This is a genomic window from Aeromonas sp. MR7 (assembly GCF_963899385.1).
GTDB classification, from domain to species: domain Bacteria; phylum Pseudomonadota; class Gammaproteobacteria; order Enterobacterales; family Aeromonadaceae; genus Aeromonas; species Aeromonas bestiarum.
The window spans coordinates 619,557-642,627 of sequence record NZ_CAWQXH010000011.1 but is presented as its reverse complement, the minus strand read 5'-3'; the positions used below and the strand labels follow the sequence as shown (position 1 = coordinate 642,627).

The 23,071-nt window shown below is 61.5% G+C and carries 22 protein-coding genes; 14 read left to right on the top strand and 8 right to left on the bottom strand.

Annotated elements, in window-relative coordinates; all coding sequences use genetic code 11:
• Positions 1-14: 14 nt before the first annotated feature.
• From AACW87_RS07950 to hdfR, 6 genes are all read left to right on the top strand, one after another.
• Entirely contained in the window at positions 15-2,429 is a 2,415-nt protein-coding gene (locus AACW87_RS07950) for a proprotein convertase P-domain-containing protein (RefSeq protein WP_241324671.1), read from the top strand.
• A gap of 56 nt (positions 2,430-2,485) precedes the next feature.
• Complete coding sequence (locus tag AACW87_RS07945; RefSeq protein WP_241324670.1) at positions 2,486-3,856, top strand: Lcl domain-containing protein; 1,371 nt, start codon at positions 2,486-2,488, stop codon at positions 3,854-3,856.
• Positions 3,853-4,410, top strand: coding sequence for an Lcl C-terminal domain-containing protein (locus AACW87_RS07940; protein WP_241324669.1), 558 nt, complete (start codon positions 3,853-3,855; stop codon positions 4,408-4,410). Before AACW87_RS07945 ends, AACW87_RS07940 begins: the two co-directional genes overlap by 4 nt.
• 219 nt (positions 4,411-4,629) lie before the next feature.
• Positions 4,630-5,112: a serine protease inhibitor ecotin gene (eco, locus tag AACW87_RS07935; RefSeq protein ID WP_043557129.1), complete on the top strand. Its 483-nt coding sequence runs from the start codon at positions 4,630-4,632 to the stop codon at positions 5,110-5,112.
• Positions 5,113-5,414: 302 nt separating this feature from the next.
• Positions 5,415-5,777: a DUF413 domain-containing protein gene (locus AACW87_RS07930; RefSeq protein ID WP_241324668.1), complete on the top strand. Its 363-nt coding sequence runs from the start codon at positions 5,415-5,417 to the stop codon at positions 5,775-5,777.
• Entirely contained in the window at positions 5,777-6,652 is an 876-nt protein-coding gene (gene hdfR / locus AACW87_RS07925) for an HTH-type transcriptional regulator HdfR (protein ID WP_042865768.1), read from the top strand. The genes AACW87_RS07930 and hdfR overlap by 1 nt, the downstream gene beginning before the upstream one ends.
• Positions 6,653-6,725: 73 nt before the next feature.
• On the opposite strand, the gene tyrA is transcribed toward hdfR, so the two are convergent.
• The 6 genes from tyrA to glpT form a co-directional block, all read right to left on the bottom strand.
• Entirely contained in the window at positions 6,726-7,865 is a 1,140-nt protein-coding gene (tyrA, locus tag AACW87_RS07920) for a bifunctional chorismate mutase/prephenate dehydrogenase (protein ID WP_241324667.1), read from the bottom strand.
• A 118-nt stretch (positions 7,866-7,983) separates the two neighbouring features.
• Complete coding sequence (locus AACW87_RS07915; protein WP_241324666.1) at positions 7,984-9,057, bottom strand: 3-deoxy-7-phosphoheptulonate synthase; 1,074 nt, start codon at positions 9,055-9,057, stop codon at positions 7,984-7,986.
• Between the two features lie 351 nt (positions 9,058-9,408).
• Positions 9,409-10,491: a glycerophosphodiester phosphodiesterase gene (gene glpQ / locus AACW87_RS07910; RefSeq protein WP_241324665.1), complete on the bottom strand. Its 1,083-nt coding sequence runs from the start codon at positions 10,489-10,491 to the stop codon at positions 9,409-9,411.
• Between the two features lie 102 nt (positions 10,492-10,593).
• A complete protein-coding gene (gene glpD / locus AACW87_RS07905) occupies positions 10,594-12,081 on the bottom strand; it encodes a glycerol-3-phosphate dehydrogenase (RefSeq protein WP_241324664.1) in 1,488 nt (495 codons plus the stop codon).
• Positions 12,082-12,401: 320 nt separating this feature from the next.
• A complete protein-coding gene (locus AACW87_RS07900) occupies positions 12,402-13,160 on the bottom strand; it encodes a DeoR/GlpR family transcriptional regulator (protein ID WP_005310067.1) in 759 nt (252 codons plus the stop codon).
• A gap of 101 nt (positions 13,161-13,261) precedes the next feature.
• Entirely contained in the window at positions 13,262-14,620 is a 1,359-nt protein-coding gene (gene glpT / locus AACW87_RS07895; protein WP_098984429.1) for a glycerol-3-phosphate transporter, read from the bottom strand.
• Positions 14,621-15,108: 488 nt separating this feature from the next.
• On the opposite strand from glpT, the gene AACW87_RS07890 reads away from it, so the two are divergent.
• Positions 15,109-15,957: an MIP/aquaporin family protein gene (locus AACW87_RS07890; protein ID WP_043557135.1), complete on the top strand. Its 849-nt coding sequence runs from the start codon at positions 15,109-15,111 to the stop codon at positions 15,955-15,957.
• 54 nt (positions 15,958-16,011) lie between these two features.
• Positions 16,012-17,514: a glycerol kinase GlpK gene (gene glpK / locus AACW87_RS07885; protein ID WP_241324663.1), complete on the top strand. Its 1,503-nt coding sequence runs from the start codon at positions 16,012-16,014 to the stop codon at positions 17,512-17,514.
• Positions 17,515-17,824: 310 nt separating this feature from the next.
• On the opposite strand, the gene AACW87_RS07880 is transcribed toward glpK, so the two are convergent.
• Positions 17,825-18,727 (bottom strand): LysR substrate-binding domain-containing protein, encoded by a 903-nt coding sequence (locus tag AACW87_RS07880; RefSeq protein WP_043135247.1) that lies wholly within the window; start codon positions 18,725-18,727, stop codon positions 17,825-17,827.
• 194 nt (positions 18,728-18,921) lie between these two features.
• Between AACW87_RS07880 and AACW87_RS07875 the strand changes: the two genes are divergently transcribed.
• The 6 genes from AACW87_RS07875 to AACW87_RS07850 all read left to right on the top strand — a co-directional run bounded on the left by AACW87_RS07875 (position 18,922) and on the right by AACW87_RS07850 (position 22,882).
• Positions 18,922-19,308: a DUF6404 family protein gene (locus AACW87_RS07875; protein ID WP_241324662.1), complete on the top strand. Its 387-nt coding sequence runs from the start codon at positions 18,922-18,924 to the stop codon at positions 19,306-19,308.
• Complete coding sequence (locus AACW87_RS07870) at positions 19,305-19,496, top strand: hypothetical protein (RefSeq protein ID WP_241324661.1); 192 nt, start codon at positions 19,305-19,307, stop codon at positions 19,494-19,496. Before AACW87_RS07875 ends, AACW87_RS07870 begins: the two co-directional genes overlap by 4 nt.
• 163 nt (positions 19,497-19,659) lie before the next feature.
• Entirely contained in the window at positions 19,660-20,022 is a 363-nt protein-coding gene (locus AACW87_RS07865) for a VOC family protein (protein ID WP_241324660.1), read from the top strand.
• Between the two features lie 197 nt (positions 20,023-20,219).
• Positions 20,220-20,516: a putative quinol monooxygenase gene (locus AACW87_RS07860; RefSeq protein ID WP_241324659.1), complete on the top strand. Its 297-nt coding sequence runs from the start codon at positions 20,220-20,222 to the stop codon at positions 20,514-20,516.
• A 115-nt stretch (positions 20,517-20,631) separates the two neighbouring features.
• The gene (dkgB, locus tag AACW87_RS07855; RefSeq protein WP_241324658.1) at positions 20,632-21,435 is read left to right on the top strand and encodes a 2,5-didehydrogluconate reductase DkgB; all 804 of its coding nucleotides are present in this window, start codon (positions 20,632-20,634) and stop codon (positions 21,433-21,435) included.
• Between the two features lie 274 nt (positions 21,436-21,709).
• Positions 21,710-22,882 (top strand): MFS transporter, encoded by a 1,173-nt coding sequence (locus AACW87_RS07850; protein ID WP_241324657.1) that lies wholly within the window; start codon positions 21,710-21,712, stop codon positions 22,880-22,882.
• Between the two features lie 62 nt (positions 22,883-22,944).
• On the opposite strand, the gene cydX is transcribed toward AACW87_RS07850, so the two are convergent.
• Positions 22,945-23,058, bottom strand: coding sequence for a cytochrome bd-I oxidase subunit CydX (gene cydX / locus AACW87_RS07845; RefSeq protein ID WP_005310033.1), 114 nt, complete (start codon positions 23,056-23,058; stop codon positions 22,945-22,947).
• Positions 23,059-23,071 lie beyond the last annotated feature (13 nt).

The following is a 23,071-nucleotide window of genomic DNA, read 5'->3' as shown; positions in this document are numbered from 1 at the left end:
TGTTGGAGTAAACCATGAAACCCTCTTCCCTGGCCCTCTGGCTGGCGGCAACCTTGCTCTCACAGCCCCTGCTGGCGGCCGAGTTGCAGTTCGTCGATGAAAAAACCATTACCACGACGCCGCAGCAGTGGCTCGAACAGCGCCTCGGCGTGACGCTCGCCCCCGACTACGACAGGGCCAGCCGGCTCGGCCATCACTACAGCTTCCGCCAGCTGGTCAACGGCCTGCCGGTAGCCACCATCCAGGCCGCCGTCAGCGTCGACAAGGCCGGCAAGCCCTGGCGCCTCTATCACAACAGCCACCCCCTGCAGAGCAGTGAGCCCGGCTGCGATGCCGCTGGCAACCTGGATCCCCTGCTCAGCCAGTTGCGCGATGGCGGCAACGAGATCGACACGCTGGGAGCCGTCGAAGCCTGGTACTGGCGCGACGGCGACACCCTGGTGCCCGCCCTGCGCCAGCGGGTGCGCGAGCACCAGGCGGGCAACGCCAAGGCCAGCTATGTGCAGCTGTTCGCCAGTTGCGACGGCAGCCGGGAGCTGGGCCGCTGGATGGATGCGGCCAGCACCCGGGCCAGCCGCGCCGCCGACGCCGGCGACACCCAGGTGGAAGCACGGGTGTTCGACCCGGATCCCCGCACCCAGTTGCAAGACGCCAGCCTGGTCTGGCACGACGAGCTGGTACTGGCGGACGCCGCCTATCAGGACAGAGTTCCCCTGCCGGTCACACTGCAAGGGGGACGCTATCTGCTGAGCGGCCCCCACGCCCGGGTGGTGGATGCCATGGAGCCCGATACGGCCCCCTTCAGCGGTGACAACCCGCAGGCGTTCCGGCTGACCCGGGACGATCGGGGCTTCGCCGACATCAACGCCTATTACCATCTGGACTTGGCCCAGCGCCACCTCAAGAAGCTGGGCTTTAGCGGGCTCATCCCGGGGGCGCTCGACATAGACACAGAGGCCGGCTATCAGGACAACTCCCTCTACGATCCGTTCGAGCGCAGGCTGGAGCTGGGCCGCAGCGGCGTGCCAGATGCCGAGGATCCCATGGTGATCTGGCACGAGTTCGGCCACGCGGTGCAACACCACATAGTGCCTGATCTCGGGGACGAGGCGGACTGGGGCGCCATCGGCGAGGGTTTCAGCGACTACCTGGCCGCCAGCCACCGCCAGCGCAGCGAGGCGGGTCGCCAGTTCGAACCGGCCATGGTGTTCAACTGGGATGCCCGTTTCACCGACCGCACCCCGCGCCAGCTGGACGATCTGCGGGCCCGCTACCACCCGGACTACAGCTACCCGGCCCACCGCACCATCAACGGCAGCAACGGCGATCAGTTGTGGGGCACACCGCTGTTCCAGGCCCTGCTGGCGTCGGTGACCGAGCATGGCGAAGTGGCCCGGGACGAGTTTGACAGCATCATCATCGAATCCCACTTCGGGCTGGGCCCGGCCATTCGCATGCCGCAACTGGCCCGTATCACTGTGGACACGGCGGCGCGGCTCTACCCGGCCCGTCACTACGTCAGCCATCTGGAGCAGGCCTTCCGCCAGCACGGCCTCTTGCTGGCGCCGGTCAATATCGCCCTGGCCGAGGGCAGCGCCATCGAGCTGGGGCAGCGTCAATCCGTGCAGCTGACCCTCACCAACCAGGGCCCGGCGCCTGTGACCCTCAATGCGCTGACCCTGACCCTGCCCGCCGGGCTGCAGGCCGATCCCTATCAGTGGCAAGCCACCATGCTGGCGGCGGGTGCCAGCACCACCACCACGCTGCGGCTGCTGGCCCAGAGTCCGCTGGCCTGCGGCGATGAGGTGAGCCTGCCGGTGAGCCTCGCCATGACGGGGACCAGCCCGACCGAGCGTCAGTGGCAGCAACCACTGAGCCTGCCCATAGGCACCCCCATCATCAGCCGCGCCACTGGTCAGCCGCTGCTCCTCAACGATGCCCAGAGCGAGGAGGTTCGCGGCTTGAGCCAAGCCAGCCTGCTGCTGGAGCAGAGCAGTGCCAAGGTGAGCGAGCAGCTGCAACTGAGCCTGGATCTGCAACACGATGCCCTGGATGAGCTGGAGATCTGGCTCAACTCCCCCTCCGGCACCCGCATCCAGATCTGGGACAAGGGCTACAGCCCCTTGCCACGGCTGAAGGGGCTCTTCCCCACCGAGCTGCAGTCCCTGCAACCCTTCACCCCCTTGCTGGGAGAGCCGCTGGCCGGCAGATGGACGCTGGAAGTGGTGGACAGCAAACCCGGACACCAGGGCCGCATCAATGGCTGGAGCATCAGCCAGCGCATCGGCGCCCAGTGTGGTGAACCGGTCGCCCCGCCGGATGACGGCATCATCCATTTCAACGTTTCCGACAGCAGCGGCGGTGGCGCCGCCAACCTACTCTGGCTGCTGCCGCTGGCAGTCTGGCGCCGCCTTCGCCGGCGCGGCTGAGTAACCCACCCATATATAAGAAGAAGGGGCCCAGAGCCCCTTCCCAAGGACAAGAGATGAACCCAACCTATTCCCGTCTGGCCTGCCTGCTGGCCCCCCTGCTCACCGCCTGCGGTGGCGGTGGCTCGGATGAGGCGCCGCTGGCGGCACCAGCCTATACCCTGAACGTCAATCTGCCCGAAAGTGGCACCCTGTGCGTCAATCTCAACCAGAACACCCGCTGTGACGAGGGAGAGCCCGGCGTCAGCGGCATGGCCGGTGCCCGCCAGCTGAGCGGCACCTCCCCCGCCCTGCTGACCAGTCCGCTGCTGTTCCTGCCAACCAATCCGGCGGCGCCGACGCTGCTGCATCCGGCCGCCCGACTGGATGGCCAGACCCTGACCCCCAGCCTGCTCAGCACTCTGCTGCAAAGCCGCATCGCCGAGGGACATCCCCCCAAACAGGCACTCGACCAGATGCTGAGCGCGCTGGCACCGCTGCAACCGGGTCAGGGGCTGGCCGCCCTGTCGCAACTGGCCGACTTCAACCTGGCGCTGGGGCAACTGCTGCAGGCGGTGATCGATGCCGAGCCGGGGATATCGGACCTTTCGCCCGTCCTCGTGCAAGCCGTGGTGTGGCCGGCCCTCGGCAGCCTGCTGCCCGAGCTGGCCAGCCACTTCACCCAGCACGGCGAGCTGACCAGCCTGCAGGAGAGCGTCTCCCGCCTGCTGCAACAGCAATACTCCCATCCCTTGGTCACCGGCAGCGGCGTCACTACCTACACGGATGGCGTCGACTACCTGCTCACCGAGGAGCCCGCCGACCACCCGGGCCAGGAAGCCAGCCTGAACAAGGCGCCGCTGCGCTATCGCAAGCTGGATGGCAAGGGCCAGCCCCTGCCGGATGACGCCCCCGTCTGGGAGTGTGTGGAGGATCTCACTACCCGCCTCATCTGGGAGAAAAAGCAGGATGATGCGAAAAGTCCCCGCGATCTGCACCGCACCTTCGCCTGGGAGCTTGGCGACTATCACCCCACCCAGGAGGAACGCGACTACGCCTGCCCGCAAGGCGAGGCCATCTGTACCACGGAGCAGTATCGCCAGTGGCTCAACGCCCAGCAGCTGTGCGGCATCACCAGCTGGCGCATGCCCCACTCGCGCGAGCTGATGAGCCTGCAACACTACGGCTCGCTCGCCCGCCAGTATGGCCAGCTGGTCACCCTGGATGTGCGCTACTTCCCCGATGTCGGCACCACGACCAAGGATTTCAGCGGTTACTACTGGAGCCAGACCCTGACTCCGTCCCGTCGGCTGGAGAGCGCCCCCCTGAGCGCCATCGCCCATATCTTCCTCGGCGATGACGCCGGCACCGACTACGCCACCACAGTTCAAAACAGCGATGATGCCAACGGTCTGCAACTGCGACTGGTGGCGGAGGTAACCCGATGAACCGATTGATGCTGACCCTGCTGCTGACCCTCGGCAGCCCCCTCGCCCTGGCCACCGCCATCTGCGACGACACCATGCCAAGAACCAGCCCCACCGCCCGCTTCATCGATCGCGGCAACGGCACAGTCACGGACAGGAGCACGGGCCTGACCTGGATGCGCTGCCAGCTCGGCCAAACCTGGCGCGAGCAGAGCTGCAGCGGCGAGCCGACCCGGCTTTACTGGCAGCAGGCCCTGCTGACAGCAGAGCGGATCCGCACCGAGCCCAGCCATACCCTGTACGGCTTTGGCGGCTACCGGGATTGGCGCCTGCCCACCATCAAGGAGCTGACCAGCGTGCTGGAGTCCGCCTGCTACAAGCCTGCGCTGAACGAGACCATATTCCCCCGCGCCATGGCCGGGGAAGGGAAAGAGGTCAACGACGGTTACGTCTATCTCTGGTCCTCGACCCCGGTGCCGGCCAGCAAGAGCGTCGCCTATCTGGATATCACCAGTGGCTCCGTTGGCATGCGGGCACCCGGTGCCTGGGCCAAACAGCTGCTCCTGGTGCGCTGAGTGCGCAGGGGTGGCCGGAGGTACTGCTGAAAACAGGATCCGCTTCCGGCCACCCCAGCCCCTTGCCGGTGAGGCGTACAAGGAGTGTGCGCCCTGTCAGAAAACAGCCAGAACACGTCATCCTGTGCCGGATCCGGCATGATTTGCACCGCAGATCGCTGGCATGAAACGGGCAGAGCGGTTAGTCTAGCGGCGTTGAACCAACCCCATGAGGTACAGATGAAAACCGTATTGCGTTTTAGCCTGCTGGGCGCCTTGTTGCTGGGCGGCCATGCCTTCGCCGCCGAACCGAAAAAATTTGATATCAGCATGTTCCCGGCCGCCGAAGTAAACCAGGAACGTGTCGTGATCCGCCTGCCGGAAGTCGAGAACGAAGCCGACATGATGGTCGAGCTGCAGGTCGGCAAGAAAATGATGGTCGATTGCAATGTGCCGCGCTTCGCGGGCAATCTGGAGCAGCACAGCGTCAAGGGCTGGGGCTACAACTACCTGATGCTCGGCAAGGTATCCGATCCCATCAGCACGCTGATGGCCTGCCCGGATGGCCAGAAGAAAGAGACCTTCGTCCAGATCTACGGTCAGGGCTTCTTCGTGAACTACAACTCCAAGCTGCCGTTCGTGCTCTACGTCCCGCAGGAGTATGAAGTGCGCTACCGTCTGTGGCGTGCCGACAACCTGGCCCAGCCGGCCATGATAGAGTAAGTCTCCATCGAGACCAAACCTCCCGCTTTGGTTCATGATTGATGTAAAATAGAGCGCCGAATGGCGCTTTATTTTTGGCCCGAAATCGTCTGCCCCGCGCGCTAAACCTTTACAGAACCTGACATAACTCCGCTTTTTTTCTCGCTTTTTTGCTCCTGCTTCCCCTGAATGCCCACTGGATCATGGCGAAATCACTTTCGATGAAAGAGATTTATCCATATAGTGAAAAAATTGATTTTGCACTCTGCGACGGCCTGATGATACTTGCCCGCAAAGGTCAAACTAACCAGAAAAAGAGCACTATGAGCTTCGAATCCGACAAGCGTTTCAACGACTTCAAACATTTTCCCCGTGGCCTGCGTCGCAGTGGCGAATTCACTGTGGCCGAAGCGGACAGTCTGGAAAAATACGGCACCGCCATGCTGGCGCTCTATCAGGGCAACCTGACGCCGCGCGATGACATAGAAAGCGCCTTTCTCGAACAGATCAAATCCGGCGCCGCCGGCAGCAACCCCCACGCCAAGGTGTGGTTCAAGTATCTGAAGGTAATCGGTCCCAAGCGCGTGCATCGTCTGTGCACAGTCGCGGGTGGCGCCAACGAGGAAACTGGTGGCGGCGGGTTTGAAGGTGGCAGTAGCGGCGGCAGCGACGAGTCCATCGATTAATGGATACCGAACTGCTTCGGACCTTTATCGAGGTCAGCAAGACCCGGCACTTTGGCCGGGCTGCTGAGAATCTCTACCTGACCCAGTCGGCGGTGAGCTTTCGGATCCGCCAGCTCGAGCAGCAACTCGGGGTCAGTCTGTTTGCCCGTCATCGCAACAACATCCGCCTGACCGCCTCCGGTGAGCGTCTGCTGCCCTATGCAGACGCCATCTTGCATACCCTGGGCCGGGCCAGACAGGATGTGGCCCTCTCCCCCGGTTTCAGCCAGCAGCTCGCCATAGGTGCGCCCGCCGTGTTTTGGGAGCTCGATTTCAACGACTGGCTCAACCATGTCTATGCACTGGCCCCCGGCCTCGCGGTGCGGCTTGAAACTGCCTCCCGCGAGCACCTGTGCCGCCAGTTGCTGGAGCGATCTCTCGACTTGGCCCTGCTCTCCGAGCCGACCAAGATCGACGAGATAGCCCTACACCCCATAGGCGAGCTGGTGTTCGAGCTGGTGAGCCGGGATGCCGCCGCCAACGCCGACAGCCTGATGCAGATGCCCCACATTCATCTGGATTGGGGCACCAGCTTCGAGCCGCAACCCAGCCGCTTGCAGAGCCTGCAAAAGACCCCTGTGCTGCACTCGAGCTCAGCCAACATGGCGCTGCAGTTCGTGCTGGCCAACGGTGGCGCCGCCTATCTGCCGCGGCGCATGGTGAGCCCCTTCCTGGAGCAGGGACAACTGCATCTGGTGGAGGGGGGGCAGCCGCTCAGTCGTCCACTCTACCTCGCCTATCTGGAGAAGTCCGATCGCCGGGAGCTGATCGATCAGCTGCTGACCCTGCCGCTCGGTTGGGATGGCGCCGATCTTCGCCTGCCGCAGCCCGAATAACTTCGGGCCGGACAGCACAGTCAGAAAAGGGGCCGAACAGGCCCCTTTTTTATGATGCTTGTGCGCGATCTCGTCAGCCGTGGTGGCGGCGGTCGTTGGCCTGGGCCAGCAGCATGCGGCTCTCGCGCAGGAACTCGTCGGCATGTTCGCCGAAGAAGCCGGAGACTTGCGAGAAGGCATCGATGAAGCCGGCCCTGTCCCCCTGCTCCAGCAGCCCCAGCACCTCGCCAAAGTTCTGGTAGTAGCGGCGGATCATCGCCAGATTCTGCGGGGACGACAATATGATATCGGCATAGAGCTCGGGGTCCTGGGCAAACAGCCGCCCCACCATGGCCAGCTCCAGCCGGTAGATGGGAGAGCTCAGACTCAGCAGGCGATCCAGATTGGCCTGCTCCCGCGACAGGTGCCAACCGTAGGCGAAGGTGGCGAAGTGGCGCAGCGCCTGGATGAGGGTCATGGCCTCGTCGTGAGCCTTGGCTTCCACCTGCTGCAAGCGCGCGCCCCAGATGGTCATCTGATCCAGCAGCCACTGACTGGCGACTGGTTCACGGCCCTGACAGCAGACGATCACCTGCTTGGCGAGGCTCGCCACATCCGGTCCGAACATGGGGTGCAGCCCCAGCACCGGGCCTTTGTGCACCGCCAGCATGTGCTCAAGCGGCGCCGCCTTCACGCTGGTGACATCCACCAGCAGACAGTCGGCGGGCAAGTTGCCGAGCCGGTCGATAATCTGGCAGGTGATGTCGATGGGCACGGCCACCATCACCAGACCCGCGTCGGCCAGGATGACGTCAGCCCTTGGCCAATCGGCTTGTTCCAGGGTCTCGACCCGGTAGCCGGAGAGGCCGAACATCTGGCCGAACAAGCGGCCCAGCTGGCCCTGGCCGCCTATGATGACCACCTTGCCAAGCTCCGGTTTCATGCACTTGAAGTGGTTCTCTTTTTCGCTGGCCGATTCGAGGATGTAGGATTCACGCATCACCCGGCGCAGCACGTCTTCGATGAGATCGCCGGGCACCCCCAGCAGCTCGGCCTCGGCTCGGCGGCGGGCCAGCATGCTCGCCTCCCTGTCCGGCGCATAGATGGGCAGGCCATGGCGGCTCTTCACCTCACCCACTTCCCCCACCAGAGCCAGACGGGCGGCCAGCAGATCGATCAGCTGCCTGTCCACCGCATCTATCTTGTCCCTGAGGGCATTCAACTCTTCAGCCATATCCAGTCCCTGCTGGCGCCGCTGGCGGCGGCGCCCTGTGATTCAAGAGGCAACAAGGTATCACTGCATGGGCGGTGATACCTCTATGGTTCAATCAGTTACGACAAGATACCACGGCTTAACGCCCGGTTCTGCCCCTGAGCGGCGCCGCCAGCTCGCGATGGCATCGCGCCAGCAGATTGGCAGTGCTATCCCAGTCGATGCAGGCATCCGTGATGGAGACGCCGTAGCGCATCTGCTCCTTGGGCTGCTCGCTGGACTGATTGCCCTCGAACAGGTTGGATTCGAGCATCACCCCTATGATGGAGCGGTTGCCCTCCTGGATCTGGTGGATGACGTTGTCGGCCACCTTGGGCTGCAAGCGGTGATCCTTGCTGGAGTTGCCGTGGCTGCAATCCACCACCAGGCCGGGCAGCAGGCCCGCTTTCTCCAGCGCCTCTTCCGCCAGCGACACATTGACCGAGTCGTAGTTCGGGTGCTTGCCGCCGCGCAGTATCACGTGGCCATCCGGGTTGCCCTGGGTCTGCAGCAAGGCGACCTGGCCCTGCTGGTTGATCCCCATGAAGGCGTGGGGGCTGGAGGCCGCCTGCAGCGCATTGATGGCGGTGCCAAGGTTGCCGTCTGTGCCGTTCTTGAAGCCCACCGGCATGGAGAGGCCGGACGCCATCTCCCTGTGGGTCTGGGATTCTGTGGTGCGTGCACCTATGGCCGACCAGGAGAAGAGCTCCGCCAGGTATTGCGGGCTGATGGGGTCGAGCGCCTCGGTCGCCAGCGGCAATTCCAGCTCCGCCAGCCAGCAGAGCAGCTCGCGGGCACGATGCAGCCCCAGCTCCACATCGAAGGTGCCGTCCAGGTTCGGGTCATTGATGAACCCTTTCCAGCCGACCGTGGTGCGCGGCTTCTCAAAGTAGACCCGCATGATAATGTAGAGAGAATCCTGGTAAGCATCATGCAGCGCTTTGAGTCTGGTTGCGTACTCTTTGGCGGCGTCCATGTCGTGGATGGAACAGGGTCCACAGATCACCAGCAGGCGGTGATCGCGACGGTGGATGATGTCGGCTATGGTAGTGCGGGCCCCTTGCACGAATGCCAGCGCCTGGTCGGAGATGGGTAGCTTCTCCTTGAGCTGGGCAGGCGTGATCATCACTTGTTCGGACTGGATATGGATGTTGTTCAGGGGGTCTCTTTGCATTTTCTCATTCTCTCTACAGTATTTAAGCCAATTGCACCGAGTGTATTATTTTATTTACACAAGTCAGCACTTTGTTACGCAACCGTCCTCACCTTACCAAGGAAAAACAAACAATCAAGTGAAACTAGCGGGTTAACTGTCTGACAGGTGGATAAACGACCAGAAAGGCGACCTGAACAGCCAGAAAGTAGCGGGTAAAAAGCCCCTGACCCGATAAAATCGTAAAGATATGGTTACACCCCAATACTGCCGTCAGCGCTGCTCGACCACAATCCCACCCCAGTGCTTGCCTCCATTTTATAAAAAAAGCGGGGCACCTGGCCCCGCTTGCGTTCCCGTGTTGCTCTTCTTTTATGATTTGCCGTGTGCCTTGATGGCTTCGACCGCCTTGTCCGGGAAGTCGCTGAACACCCCGTCCACATCGGCCTGATAGAGGAAGATGTTGAGCAGGTCGCTGAAGTCCTTGGCATAGGCCGGGATCTGCCCCTCATCCTGGCGGAAGGTATAAGGATGCACCTTGAGACCGGCGGCATGGGCCTCTTTCACCATATTGGTAAACACTGGTTTGCCCAGGGTACCCGGCTCAGTGACTATCATCGGCTTCCAGGGGCCTATCCCTTCCGCGTAGCCGGCTATGGTCTTCATGGCGCCCGGCTTGAACATCCAGTCATAGTCGTAAGGGGTTGCCTTGCCCTTGGCGTCATAGACCATGGTCTCGTTCCAGTCTGTCTCGGCCATCAGCTGCACCAGTTTCAAGTCCATCCCCATGGCGGGCATCAGCTCGCTGTTGATGCGCTTGAGCTCGTCGGCATCGAAGCACTGCAGATAGACCTTGTCGTTCTTGCTGGTGTAGCCGTACTCCTTGAGCACAGTGAGCATCGCCTTGGAGATGTCCTTGCCCTCGTGGCGGAACAGCCAGGGAGCCTTGATCTCCGGGTAGATACCTATGTTCTTGCCGGTGCTCTTGTTGAGCCCCTGGATCATCTCTATCTCTTCCTGGAAGGTGTGGATCTTGAAGCTGGACTTCCACAACGGGAAGCGGGCCGGATAAACGGGCACCTGCTTGCCATCCACCAGCTGGAACGGCTCAGTCATGCGCAGGGAGCGCACCTCGGCCAGGGTAAAGTCCACCACATAGTAGCGACCGTCCGGACGGGCCCGGCCGGGGAAGCGCTCGGCCACGTCCGTGATGCCGTCGAGGAAGTGATCGTGCATCACCACCAGCTGGTCATCCCTGGTCATCACCAGATCCTGCTCCAGATAGTCGGCCCCCATGCCATAGGCCAGCGCCTTGGATTCCAGGGTGTGCTCGGGCAGGTAGCCGGAAGCGCCACGGTGGGCGATCACGATTTTACCTTCATCGGCAGCCAGAACGGGCAATGCGAGGGCGGCCCCCAGGCCAAGGGCGATCAGGGAGAGAGAGAGTTTTTTCATGCGCGGTGCTCTTTGTTATTGTTTATTGGGTGTAGGTTATTGTTATAACAGAGGTTTATTGCATTTTAACGACGGGCGACCAAGGGGCCGCCCGCCTCTTCATCAGCTGGCCTTGGGCAGGGCGTGCTGGTGTTGCTCCAGCCAGGCGTGCAGTTGCTGCTGCTCAGGCTGGGACAGACGCAGCCCCAGCTTGCTGCGGCGCCACAATATATCTTCCATCGAATGGGCCCACTCGCGGCTCATCAGATAACGCACTTCCGACTCGTACAAGCCGGCGCCAAAGTGCTGGCCGCGCTCTTCGTGCAACCAGAGGCGGGCATGACTGCCATAGGCCTCGGCGATACGACGGGCGTTGCGCTCATCCAGCCAGTCGAACTCGAGCATGTAGGCGCGAGCCAGCTCTGTGGTGGAGCAGTCGAACTCGCCACCGGGCAGACGGCTGCTCGCGGTCCAATCCTCACCCATCTGGCTGAACCAGGGCTTGAGCTTGTTGCAGGCGGCCTGGGCCAGCTTGCGATAGGTGGTGAGCTTGCCGCCAAACACGGACAGGAGCGGCGCGCCGTCGGATTCGCCGGAGAGCTCCAGGGTGTAGTCGCGGGTCACCGCCTGGGGGGAATCGGATTCGTCATCGCACAGCGGGCGCACGCCGGCATAGGTCCAGATGACCTCTTTGGGTGCTATCTGGCGGGTGAAGTGGGCGTTGACCACCTTGCACAGGTAGCTGATCTCGGCATCGCTGATCTTCGCTTCCCGCGGGCTGCCGTGATGCTCCACGTCCGTGGTGCCGATGAGGGAGTAGTCCTGCTGATAGGGGATGACGAAGACGATGCGGTTGTCTTCGTTTTGCAGGATATAGGCCTCTTCGCGCTCATGGATGCGCGGCACTATGATGTGGCTGCCCTTGATGAGGCGGATGCCACGGGGAGATTTCTCGTGCAGGCTCTCGTCATAGAAGGTCTTGACCCAGGGGCCGGCCGCATTGACCAGACCGCGGCAGGTGACGGTGAACTGCTCGCCCCCTTCCCGCTCCAGGGTCAGGGTCCAATGTTTGGAACCGCGCACCGCCTTGACGCAGCGGGTACGGGTCTGCACGTCGGCGCCCTTGTCCCGGGCCATCATGGCATTGAGCACCACCAGGCGAGCGTCATCGACCCAGGCATCCGAGTATTCGAAGCCCTTGTTGATGCCGCTCTTGAGACCGTCTTGCGGCAGAAAGCGCACGCCGCAGCTGCCCTTGAGCTTGTCGCGCTTGGCCAGGTTGTCATACAGGAAGAGACCGACGCGGATCATCCAGGCCGGGCGCAGGTGCGGGCGATGGGGCAGCCGAAAACGCATGGGACGGGCGATGTGGGGGGCCATGCCGAGCAGCACTTCCCGCTCCGCCAGCGCCTCTTTCACCAGCCGGAATTCGTAATGTTCGAGGTAACGCAAGCCACCGTGGATCAGCTTGCTGGAGTTGGAAGAGGTGGCAGAGGCGAGATCGCGCGCCTCGAACAGGGCAACCTTCAGACCCCGACCCGCTGCATCAGCCGCAATGCCCACCCCATTGATGCCGCCGCCAACGACGACCAGATCATAATGTTCGCTCATGTTCACCTACTCTTTCTTATTTTGTGTTGCCATGACGGCAATGTTTGATTTCGCTCATATTAGAGCATGAAAAAATGATAAACGAACATTTTATGGAGAAAATGTGATCGCGATTGTTTTGGCAATGCTAAAAATACTGCCAGTCGGTGATCAGGGCGTCAGCACCGGGCTGCCGGGCCCGAAAGCGTGCGCGAGAACGCGCTCATATCGGGGAACATCTAAGCAGTGGGGCGCGGCAGGTGTGCAGGCAGAGGGGAGAAAGCGAAAAAGAAGCGGCCGCCAGTGCGGCGGCCTGATGCCAGAGAGGGGTTAACGGCGGCTCAGCAGATGTGGCACTCGATCTGATGCTGGGACATCAGCCGCATCAGCTTCTCGGGCGGCTCCTGATCGGTGAACAGGGCGTGGATCTGGTTGAGGTTGCCCAGATTGACCATGGCATTGCGGCCAAACTTGGTGTGGTCGGCGGCCAGAAACACCTGACGGGAGTGGGCTATGATGGCCTGGGCAATCTTCACCTCGTGGTAGTCAAAATCGAGCAGAGAGCCATCATTGTCGATGCCCGAGATGCCGATGACACCGTAGTCCATGCGGAACTGGCCGATGAAGTCGCGGGTCGCCTCCCCCACTATGCCGCCATCCCGGTTGCGGATCTCGCCACCGGCTATGATGACGGTGAAGTCATCCTTGGCGGTGAGAATGCTGGCCACGTTGAGGTTGTTGGTGACCACGCGCAGCTCGCGGTGATCGAGCAGGGCGCGGGCGATGGCTTCTGTGGTGGTACCTATGTCGATGAAGAGCGATGAACCGTCGGGAATGTTGGCGGCCACCTCGCGGGCGATGCGCTCTTTCTCCTTGAGCTGCATCACTTTACGGGCGCTGTAGGCGGTATTGACGGTACTCGAATGCAGGGAGGCACCGCCATGATGGCGCCGGATCTTGTTCTGTTCGGCGAGATCATTCAGATCACGGCGAATGGTCTGGGGGCTGACGTCAAAGTGGGTCACCAGATCCTCGGTCGAGACAAAGCCCTGCCGCGTCAGGACGTCCAGGATCTCCAGATGTCGTTGGGTTTGCTTCACGCTTGAACTCCGATGATGAGACGAAAAAAGGCCCCGGCAGATGCGGGGCCTTTGGCAGTTTACCTGATCCCTTTTCGGATCGATAAGGGCAGGATCACGTTTTATGCCTTATCGGCAGCCGCTTTCTTGGCCGCGACGGCAATGTTCTCGTGCTTGAGGGTCATGGCCAGCAAGATGATGGAGAGCACGCAAGACGCGGTCAGCACCATGAAGCCACCATCCCAGCCGAAGTGGTCAACCGTGTAGCCCAGCATGGCGTTGGCCGCCACGGCGCCACCCAGATAACCGAACAGCCCGGTGAAGCCTGCCGCAGTACCGGCCGCCTTCTTGGGTGCCAGCTCCAGCGCATACAGACCGATCAGCATGACGGGACCGTAGATCAGGAAGCCGATGGCCACCAGCGCCATCATGTCGATGGTCGGGTTGCCAGCCGGGTTGAACCAGTAAACCAGCACGGCCAGGGTCACCAGCACCATGAACAGGATACCGGCCGGGGCACGGCGACCCTGGAACATCTTGTCCGAGATCCAGCCGCACAGCAGGGTGCCCGGAATACCGGCCCACTCGTACAGGAAGTAAGCCCAGGAGGAGTTGTCGACGCTGAAGTCCTTGGCCTCTTTCAGGTAGGTGGGAGCCCAGTCCAGCACGCCGTAACGAATGAGGTAAACGAAGGCGTTGGCAATGGCGATGTACCACAGTAGCTTGTTGTGCAGCACGTACTTGACGAAGATCTCCTTGGCGGAAAACTCCTGCTCGTGGCTTTCGTTATAGTCCTTCGGATAGTCGTTCTTGTGCTCTTCGATGGGAGGCAGACCCACGGATTGCGGGGTGTCGCGCATCACGAAGAAGGCGATCACCGCGATGGCAGCCGCCGCCGCCGCCGGCACATAGAAGGCACTGCGCCAGTCGTTGAACCAGCCCATCCCCAGGATGAACAGCGGACCTATCATGCCGCCGCCGACGTTGTGTGCCACGTTCCAGACCGCGACCACTTCGCCACGCTCCTTCTGTGACCACCAGTGCACCATGGTGCGACCGCAGGGCGGCCAGCCCATGCCCTGTGCCCAGCCGTTCAGGAACAACAGCACAAACATGATGCCGATGCTGGAGGTGGCCCAGTGCACTGTCCCCATCATGAACATGATGCCCGCCGACAGCAGCAGGCCGGCGGAGAGGAAGTAGCGCGCATTGGAGCGGTCAGACACGTTCCCCATCAGGAACTTGGACAGACCATAAGCGATGGAGACCCCGGACAGGGCCAGGCCCAGATCGCCGCGGGAGAATCCCTGTTCGATCAGATAAGGCATCGCCAGACTGAAGTTTTTCCGTACCAGGTAGTAACCGGCATAACCGAAGAAGATCCCGAAAAACACCTGCCAACGCATGCGTTTGTAGAAGGGATCGACCTTGTCGGCCGGGAGCCTGTCTATATGTGGTGCAGGCCTGAAGAGACTAAGCATGTTCTGCTTCCTTATTGTTGTTGTGGGCGGTTGAGGGTGCCCTGTCCATGCTGACCAACCAGAGGAGTCCTGATTCGAAAGCGAGCCTATTGTGCTCATATGTGAACATTTAATCTGTGATGGAGGCTCAAATATTGCAGTTTTATTACAAAAGAAAGTGCCAAGTGAGTAGTCACTCATCAGCCGCAATCCCTTGTATAGCAAGGCTTTCAGATACCCACTAAGTGGTATAACCACTGTTGCAACTTGCTTTCCGTCACATTTTCTTAGCAATGAGTGGGATCTTGTCCACATTTCCTGCGGGGAGGGCGTGGTGAATGTTCGATTTAGGTTTATTTTCTCTCTCGTCCGAGAACGAGCGCAAACGAGCATAACGTTTGCGCCAGCTCAAAAAACAAGAAAAAACGTTTTCGGACGCAACAATGGGACTGAAAAAACAACAAAACGGAACATCAAACCTACTCTGGGTGGATATAAGGAATAACGGTATGAGCATACAAAGACCCAATACCCTGCTTGGCGAGTGCATTGCCGAGTTTATCGGAACCGGCCTGCTGATATTTTTCGGCGTCGGTTGTGTGGCCGCCCTGGTGCTGGCCGGTGCCAACTTCGGACAATGGGAAATCTCCATTACCTGGGGTCTGGGTGTCGCCATCGCCATCTATGTGACCGGCGGTATTTCAGGTGCCCACCTGAACCCGGCCGTGACCCTGGCGCTGATGACCTTCTGCGGGTTCGACAAGCGTAAAGTGGTGCCCTACATCATCGCTCAGGTCGCAGGCGCCTTCTGCTTCGCCGCCCTTGTCTACTTCCTCTACGGCGGCCTGTTCACCCAGTGGGAAGTGACCCACAACGTGGTGCGCGGCAGCGTCGAGAGCCTCGGCACCGCCGGCATCTTCTCTACCTACCCGAACGCCCTGCTCTCCAACATGCAAGCCTTCGCGGTCGAGCTGGTGATCACCGCCGTCCTGATGCTGGGCATCATGGCGCTGGGTGACAACAACAACGGCGCCCCCAAAGGCTTCGCCGCCGCCCTGCTGATCGGTATCCTGATCGCCGTGATCGGTGCCTCCCTCGGCCCGTTAACCGGTTTTGCCATGAACCCGGCTCGTGATTTCGGCCCCAAACTGTTTGCCTTCCTGGCAGGCTGGGGTGACGTGGCCATGACAGGTGGTCGTGACAACCCCTACTTCTGGGTACCCATCCTTGGCCCCATCGTCGGTGCCCAGCTTGGTACCGCCCTGTATGTGAAAGTGTTGGCTCCCTGTGTGCCGGGCAACCGTGTTGCCGCCACCGAGCAAGCTGCCCAAACCGCCAAAGAAGAGGCCGCCGCATAAGAGCGGCCCTCCCCAACGTGTAAAAACGTGGAAAATAAAAACGTGGAGAACATCATGTCTGCTGAAAAAAAATATGTCGTCGCTCTGGACCAGGGTACTACCTCTTCCCGCGCCATCGTGTTTGACCAGGATGCCAATATCGTCGGCACCTCCCAGCGCGAATTCACCCAGCACTACCCGAAAGCGGGCTGGGTAGAGCACGACCCCATGGAGATCTGGGCGACCCAGTCCTCCGTGTTCACCGAAGTGCTGGCCAAGACAGGCCTGCGCAGCGAAGAGATCGCCGCCATCGGCATCACCAACCAGCGTGAAACCACAGTGGTGTGGGAAAAGGCCACCGGCAAACCCATCTACAACGCCATCGTCTGGCAGTGCCGCCGCACCGCGGCCATCTGTGAAGAGCTGAAAGCACGCGGTCTGGAAGAGTATGTGCGCGAGAACACCGGCCTGGTGTTGGACGCCTACTTCTCCGGCACCAAGGTGAAGTGGATCCTCGACAACGTCGAAGGGGCCCGCGAGAAGGCGATGAACGGCGAGCTGCTGTTCGGCACCATCGATACCTGGCTGGTGTGGAAGATGACCAACGGCGAGGTGCACGTCACCGATCCGACCAACGCCTCCCGTACCATGCTCTACAACATCCGCGACCTGAAGTGGGACGAGAAGATGCTGGACGAGCTGGGCATCCCCATGTCCATGCTGCCAGAAGTCAAACCCTCTTCCGAAGTCTACGGCTACACCACCCGTGGCGGCGGTTCCCGCATCCCCATCGCCGGCATTGCCGGTGACCAGCAGTCTGCCCTGTTCGGCCAGCTCTGCTTCGAAAAAGGGATGGCCAAGAACACCTATGGCACCGGCTGCTTCTTGCTGATGAACACGGGCACAGAGCCGGTTCGCTCCAACAACGGCCTGCTGACCACGGTCGCCATCGGCCCGAAAGGAGAAGTGAACTACGCGCTGGAAGGGGCTGTCTTTATGGGCGGCGCCACAGTGCAGTGGCTGCGTGACGAGCTGAAGCTCATCCACGATGCCCGCGATACCGACTACTTCGCCTCCAAGGTAGGCGACACCAACGGCGTCTATCTGGTACCGGCCTTCGTCGGTCTGGGCGCGCCCTACTGGGATCCGTATGCTCGCGGCACCATGGTCGGCCTGACCCGTGGCGCCAACCGCAACCACATCATTCGTGCCGCGCTGGAGTCCATCGCCTACCAGAGCCGCGATGTGCTGGATGCCATGCAGCAGGACTCCGGCATCAAGCTGGCCGCCCTCAAGGTGGACGGTGGCGCGGTTGCCAACGACTTCCTGATGCAGTTCCAGTCCGACATGATGCACACCCCGGTTGTGCGTCCGACCCGCATCGAGACCACCGCCATGGGCGCCGCCTTCCTGGCCGGTCTGGCCGTCGGCTTCTGGAAGAGCTCGGACGAGCTGGAAGACAAGTTCAGCGTGGATCGCGAATTCATCCCGCAGATGAGCCACGACGAGCGCAACAAGCTCTATCACGGCTGGCAGAAAGCGGTTGAACGCTCACGCCGCTGGGCCGAAGAGGATTAATCGGGCAACCGACATCTTTCCGAGATGAAAATACAAAGAGGCCGACAGCGATGTCGGCCTCTTCTTTATTCGGTCAAGCATCCACAGTGGTCATTCACCACCTCTGGCGGACAGCCGGTCGGCTCCCTTTCTCTTGTCATGAATGGAGGCCAGCTATTCCTTCCCTCCCGCTTGTCGGAGCTGCCAGAGGCTACCTAGCCCCTTCTATTGCCAAGGGAAGACGTCAGCCTCTGCAACCTGGTTGTCATGGCCGGTCGCCAACATCCCCTCCCCTTTGGCCGGAAGAATATCGGCCCTTAACATGCCGCCATCACAGGGTATGGCTACCGAGCTGCTCCTTGATAAAGTCGAGCCAGACCCGCAGCCGGATGTCGCGCTGGGCATCGGAGTAGAACACCGCATTGATGGGGCGCGAGGCGCCGCTGTTGCTGCGAGCCAGCACCTCCACCAGGGCGCCGCTCGCCCGATCCGGCCCTGTCATGAAGTCAGACAGGCAGACGATCCCCTGCCCCGCCAGCGCCAGCTGACGCAAGGTCTCGCCGCTGCTGGCGCGCAGGGTCGGGGTAATGGGGAAGCGATCACCCTGCTCGGCACTGAGCAGCGGCCAATGGTTGAGGTGATCGGGGTGCAAAAAGCCCAGCAGCTCGTGGCCCGCCAGCAGATCCGCCGGCTGGCGCGGGGTGCCGCGCTCGCTCAGGTAAGCAGGGGATGCCAGCAACCGCAGCCGCGAGTGCCCGAGCGGCAGGGCGCGCAGGGAAGAGTCGGTCAGCTCGCCGATACGGATGGCCATGTCCACCCGCCGCTCCATCAGGTTGATGAAACCCTCCGAGCTGTGCAGCTGCAGCTCGATGCCGGGATAGCGGCGGCGAAACTCGCCTATGATGGGCACCAGCCGGTGCAGGATAAAGGGGGTGGCCGCATCGACCCTCAAAATCCCCTCCGGCTGCTCCTTGCGGCTGAGCAGGTGCCCCTCAGCCTCGCTCATCTCGGTCAGAATCTTCACGGCCCGCTGATAGAACCAGCTCCCCTCCTCGGTCAGGCTGACCCGGCGGGTGGTGCGGTTGAGCAGCACGGTCGCAAGCTTCTCCTCCAGCCGCTTGATGCCGCGACTCACTACGGAGTTGTCCATGCCGAGGTTCTCCGCCGCCTGGCGAAAACTGCCCGCCTCCACCACGGCCACAAACAGGGTCAGTTCATCAGAATGGGTCTTCATTGCTGTTATCCAGACAAGAGTAATGGGCCTTTATAGGCGCAGTGGCTGTGGATTGGCAAGTGAGCTCTGGTGCCACATCTTTGTTTGCACAGATAAATAACGTGATGGCCAGCTCAAACCAGACTCGCCCATTGCCGGTACAATGCAGCCAAAACGGCATCGTATGGCGCCACAATCTGACAAGGAAGGAAACCATGACATTCGAAGCGCGGCTGGCCGCCGCCCATCAGGAGCTGGCCAGCAAAGGGGTATGGCACGCCAACTACAATCCGCCGCTGTTCAGACTGCTGCGCAGGCTGGGTTGCCCGGTCAAACCTCCTCACTATCAGGGCTGGCTAACCAACGTTCTCGGGTTTGGCATCAGCATAGGGCTGCTCTGGGGTCTGTTGATGTGGTTTTTCAGCTGGCAACCCATGGGGATGGATCCGCTATTTGCACTGCGCCAAACAGCCCTGTTTGCCGGATTATTCGGTATTTTGATGGCAAGTTGGCTCTGGCTTAGGCGCAAGCAGCTTGCATTGACCCCGTGGGAGCAGCTGGCAGAACATGTCGGTACCAGCAGCACCAAGGATCAGGCATGACCAAACAGTGTTGCCCCCGCTGCGGAATGGATACAGAGCACAGCGAGCGGATAAAACAGAAGCCCTCCCCTTATCCCAAGACCCGCCGCGGCCAGTTCAGGGCGTTTCTCAACGGATTTTTCTCCGGGGTCGGTGGCCATGGCATAGCCGCACTTGAGCTGCTCGACCGCTATGTGGTGTGCCAGTAGTGCGGACTGGAGCGACTGGAAAACCACGGCGAATAGTTCAAATAGCCTTCCGTTTTGCCAGCGCCACAATTTCAGGGAAATGATTTGATGGGGTATTGTTAACCAGGCACTCTTTAATCAGCCTCTTCTTGACACAAGATGGACACGCAGGGAGCAAAACAGTATGAAAGCCCATGAAAAACTGAACTATGTGGAATTTGCGGCCAGGGATCTTGCCGCCACCAAGGCCTTCTTTCAGGCCGCCTTTGGCTGGCAATTTGCCGATTACGGCCCCGACTACTGCGCCTTTGCCGATGAGGGGCTGGACGGCGGTTTCTATAAGGCGGAGCTGTCCAGCAACACGGCCCAAGGCGGCGCGCTCTTGGTGTTCTACAGCGCCGATATCGAAGCGACCCAGGCCAAGGTGAGCCAGCATGGTGGCACCATCCTTCGCCCCCTGTTCGACTTCCCCGGTGGCCGCCGCTTCCACTTCGTCGAGCCCAGCGGCAATGAATTTGCGGTCTGGTCTGAGCCCGCCAATACCTGATGGCAAGGGGGTGCCCCGGAGCTCCCTGCTCCATTCGCCTCCCTGACCTCCTCACCCCCACCTCGCACCGGCCCATTTATTGCGGCACTCTTGCCACAGGATTGCTGCGCTCTCCTCAATACTATTTTGCGGCTGTTGCCCTATTTCCCTCCCCCTGCGGCAGGCATACTGACCTTCGTTTTCGCAAGGAGGTTCAGATGTCATCACCCGTGATTGTGATTGCCCAACTTGAAGCCAAACCCGAATTTTCCGCCCAGTTTCGGGCCGCTCTTGAGCCGCTGATAGCGGCCACCCAGCAAGAGGCCGGCTGCCTGCGTTACCAGTTGCACCAGAGCCTGGACAACCCCCATGGCTGGATGCTGCACGAGGAGTGGGAGAGCGAAGCCGCGCTCAAAGCCCACCAGCAGCAAGCTCACTTCCTCGCGTTTGTCGCCAGGGCCGAGCCCTGGTTTGCCAGCAGCCTTATTCGCAATTACCGCCGACTCCCGGCCTGAGTATCCCGAGACTCGTTGACGATGGCGCTGCCAACTTGCAACGCCGCCACGGCCTGTACACCGAGCCAACCCCTTTGCTCTGGGCAAGGGCCAACCACCCCATTTGAGGAAATAGATGATGAAAATGCCCGCCATGGGTCTGGGCACCTTTCGCCTGAAAGGTGAGCCCCTGCTTGCAACCCTGAATACCGGCCTGGCGCTCGGCTATCGCCATATCGATACCGCCCAGATTTACGACAACGAAAGCGAAGTGGGCGAGGTGCTGGCCAGCACGGCTGTCCCTCGCTCGAATATCTACCTCACCACCAAGGTGTGGACCAGCGAGTTTGGCCCGGGCAAGCTGATCCCCAGCCTCAAGACCAGCTTGGCGAAACTGCGCACCGATTATCTGGATCTGGCGCTGATCCACTGGCCCTCCCCCAAGGATGAGGTGCCGATGGCGGTCTACCTGGAGCAGCTGGCCGAGGCCAGGGCGCAAGGCCTGACCCGGGAGATAGGGGTATCCAACTTCACGGTGGCCCAGCTTAAAGAAGCCGTCGAGATCCTGGGGCCGGGCGCTATCGCCCACCAGCAGGTGGAGATCCACCCATTGCTGCAAAACCGCAAGGTGGTGGAATTCTGCCGCGAGCAGGGCATCGCCATCACCGCCTACATGCCGCTCGCCTATGGCAAGGTGCTCACCGAGCCGCTCCTGATTGAGATCGGCAAACGCCACGGTGTCTCGGCGGCCCAGGTGTCGCTGGCCTGGCTGCTGGCCCAGGGCATGAAGGTGATCCCGAGCTCCACCAAGCGGGAGAACCAGGCCGCCAACCTGGCCGCCCTCAAGGTGCAGCTCAGCCCCGACGAGATGGCCCAGATCGCCACCCTGGAGCGGGGCGAGCGCTGCGCCAACCCGGACTTCGCACCGGCCTGGGACTGATCCCCCTCATCCCCGGCCCTTCTCCCGCCAGGGGAGAAGGGAGAACAACAGTTCGGGACATCTCTTCGACCCCAAGCGGGAGGCACTGTGCCTCCCGCTTTTTTTGGTTTGGTGCGCCACCCACGCAATGTCCCGCCCGATAAGACCCGCTCCATCGCGATGATTGCTGCTGATTAAGCAAAAGTAATTTGATGCCATCGTCATTTTTGCCAACAAAGCTCATCGGCATACTGGCGCAATTCTCCCGTCGGGAGTCCCTATTCAAGGAGTTTGTATGCCACTGGCGTTATTTGCCCTCACCCTGAGTGCCTTTGCGATCGGCACCACCGAATTTGTGATAGTGGGGCTCATTCCCACCATAGCCGAGCAACTTCATGTTTCCCTTCCCTCCGCAGGCCTCCTGGTCAGCCTCTACGCCCTCGGCGTCGCCATAGGTGCGCCGCTTCTGACAGCGCTCACCGGCAAGCTGCCGCGCAAGTGGCTGCTGGTCGGGCTGATGGCGCTCTTCACCGCCGGCAACCTGCTCGCCTGGCAGGCCCCCGGCTACGAGAGCCTGATCGTCGCCCGCGTGCTGACCGGGCTGGCCCACGGGGTCTTCTTCTCGGTGGGCTCCACCATAGCCACTGGCCTCGTGGCCAGGGAGAAGGCGGCCAGCGCCATCGCCATCATGTTCAGCGGCCTGACCGTCGCCCTGGTCACCGGCGTGCCGCTCGGCACCTGGATTGGCCAACAGTTTGGCTGGCGCGAGACCTTCCTGGTGGTGAGCCTCTTGGGCCTCATCGCCATGGTGGGCAGCCTGCTGCTGATCCCGAGCAACCTGCCCAAGGGGGCGGCCTCCAGCATCCGTGAACAACTGCTGGTGCTGACCAAGAAGCCGCTGCTGCTGGTCTACGCCAAGACGGCGCTCGGCTACGGCGGCGCCTTCACGGCGTTTACCTTCCTCGCCCCCATCTTGCAACAGGTGAGCGGCTTCGGCGCTAACGCGGTCAGCCTGATCCTGCTGGTGTACGGGGTATCGGTGGCGTTCGGCAACATCTGGGGCGGCAAGCTGGCGGACAAGATGGGCCCATTGCCCGCCCTGAAGCTGATGTTTGCCGGATTGGCTGTCATCTTGCTGCTGCTCACCTTCACCGCGCCCCATCCGGTGCTGGCGGTGCTGACCGTGCTGGTGTGGGGTGCCTTCGCCTTTGGCAACGTGCCTGGGCTGCAGGTACTGGTGGTGAAGCAGGCCGAGATCCATACTCCCAACGCCGTGGACGTGGCCTCCGGCCTCAACATCGCCGCCTTCAACGTCGGCATCGCCTTGGGCTCTGTCGTTGGTGGTTTCGTGGTGGAGCACCTGGGGCTGATGCACACCCCCTGGATAGGCGCGCTGATCGTCCTGCTGGCCTATGGCCTGACCCACGTCAGCGAGAAGCGCGAGGCCAAATTGGCACTGGCGGTCTAACTTCCCCCAAACGAAAAGGCCGACACTGGGTGTCGGCCTTTTTCATTTCCAAGGCGGCGGGCTCAAGACTCCTTGAGATCCTCGTCCGCGGCCCAGCGCGCCTCCAGCCAGAGCAGGTTGACCAGGCCGCAGAGCAGGGCAAAACCCAGCCCCAGAATCCAGGTGAAATACCACATAGTCGAAACTCCC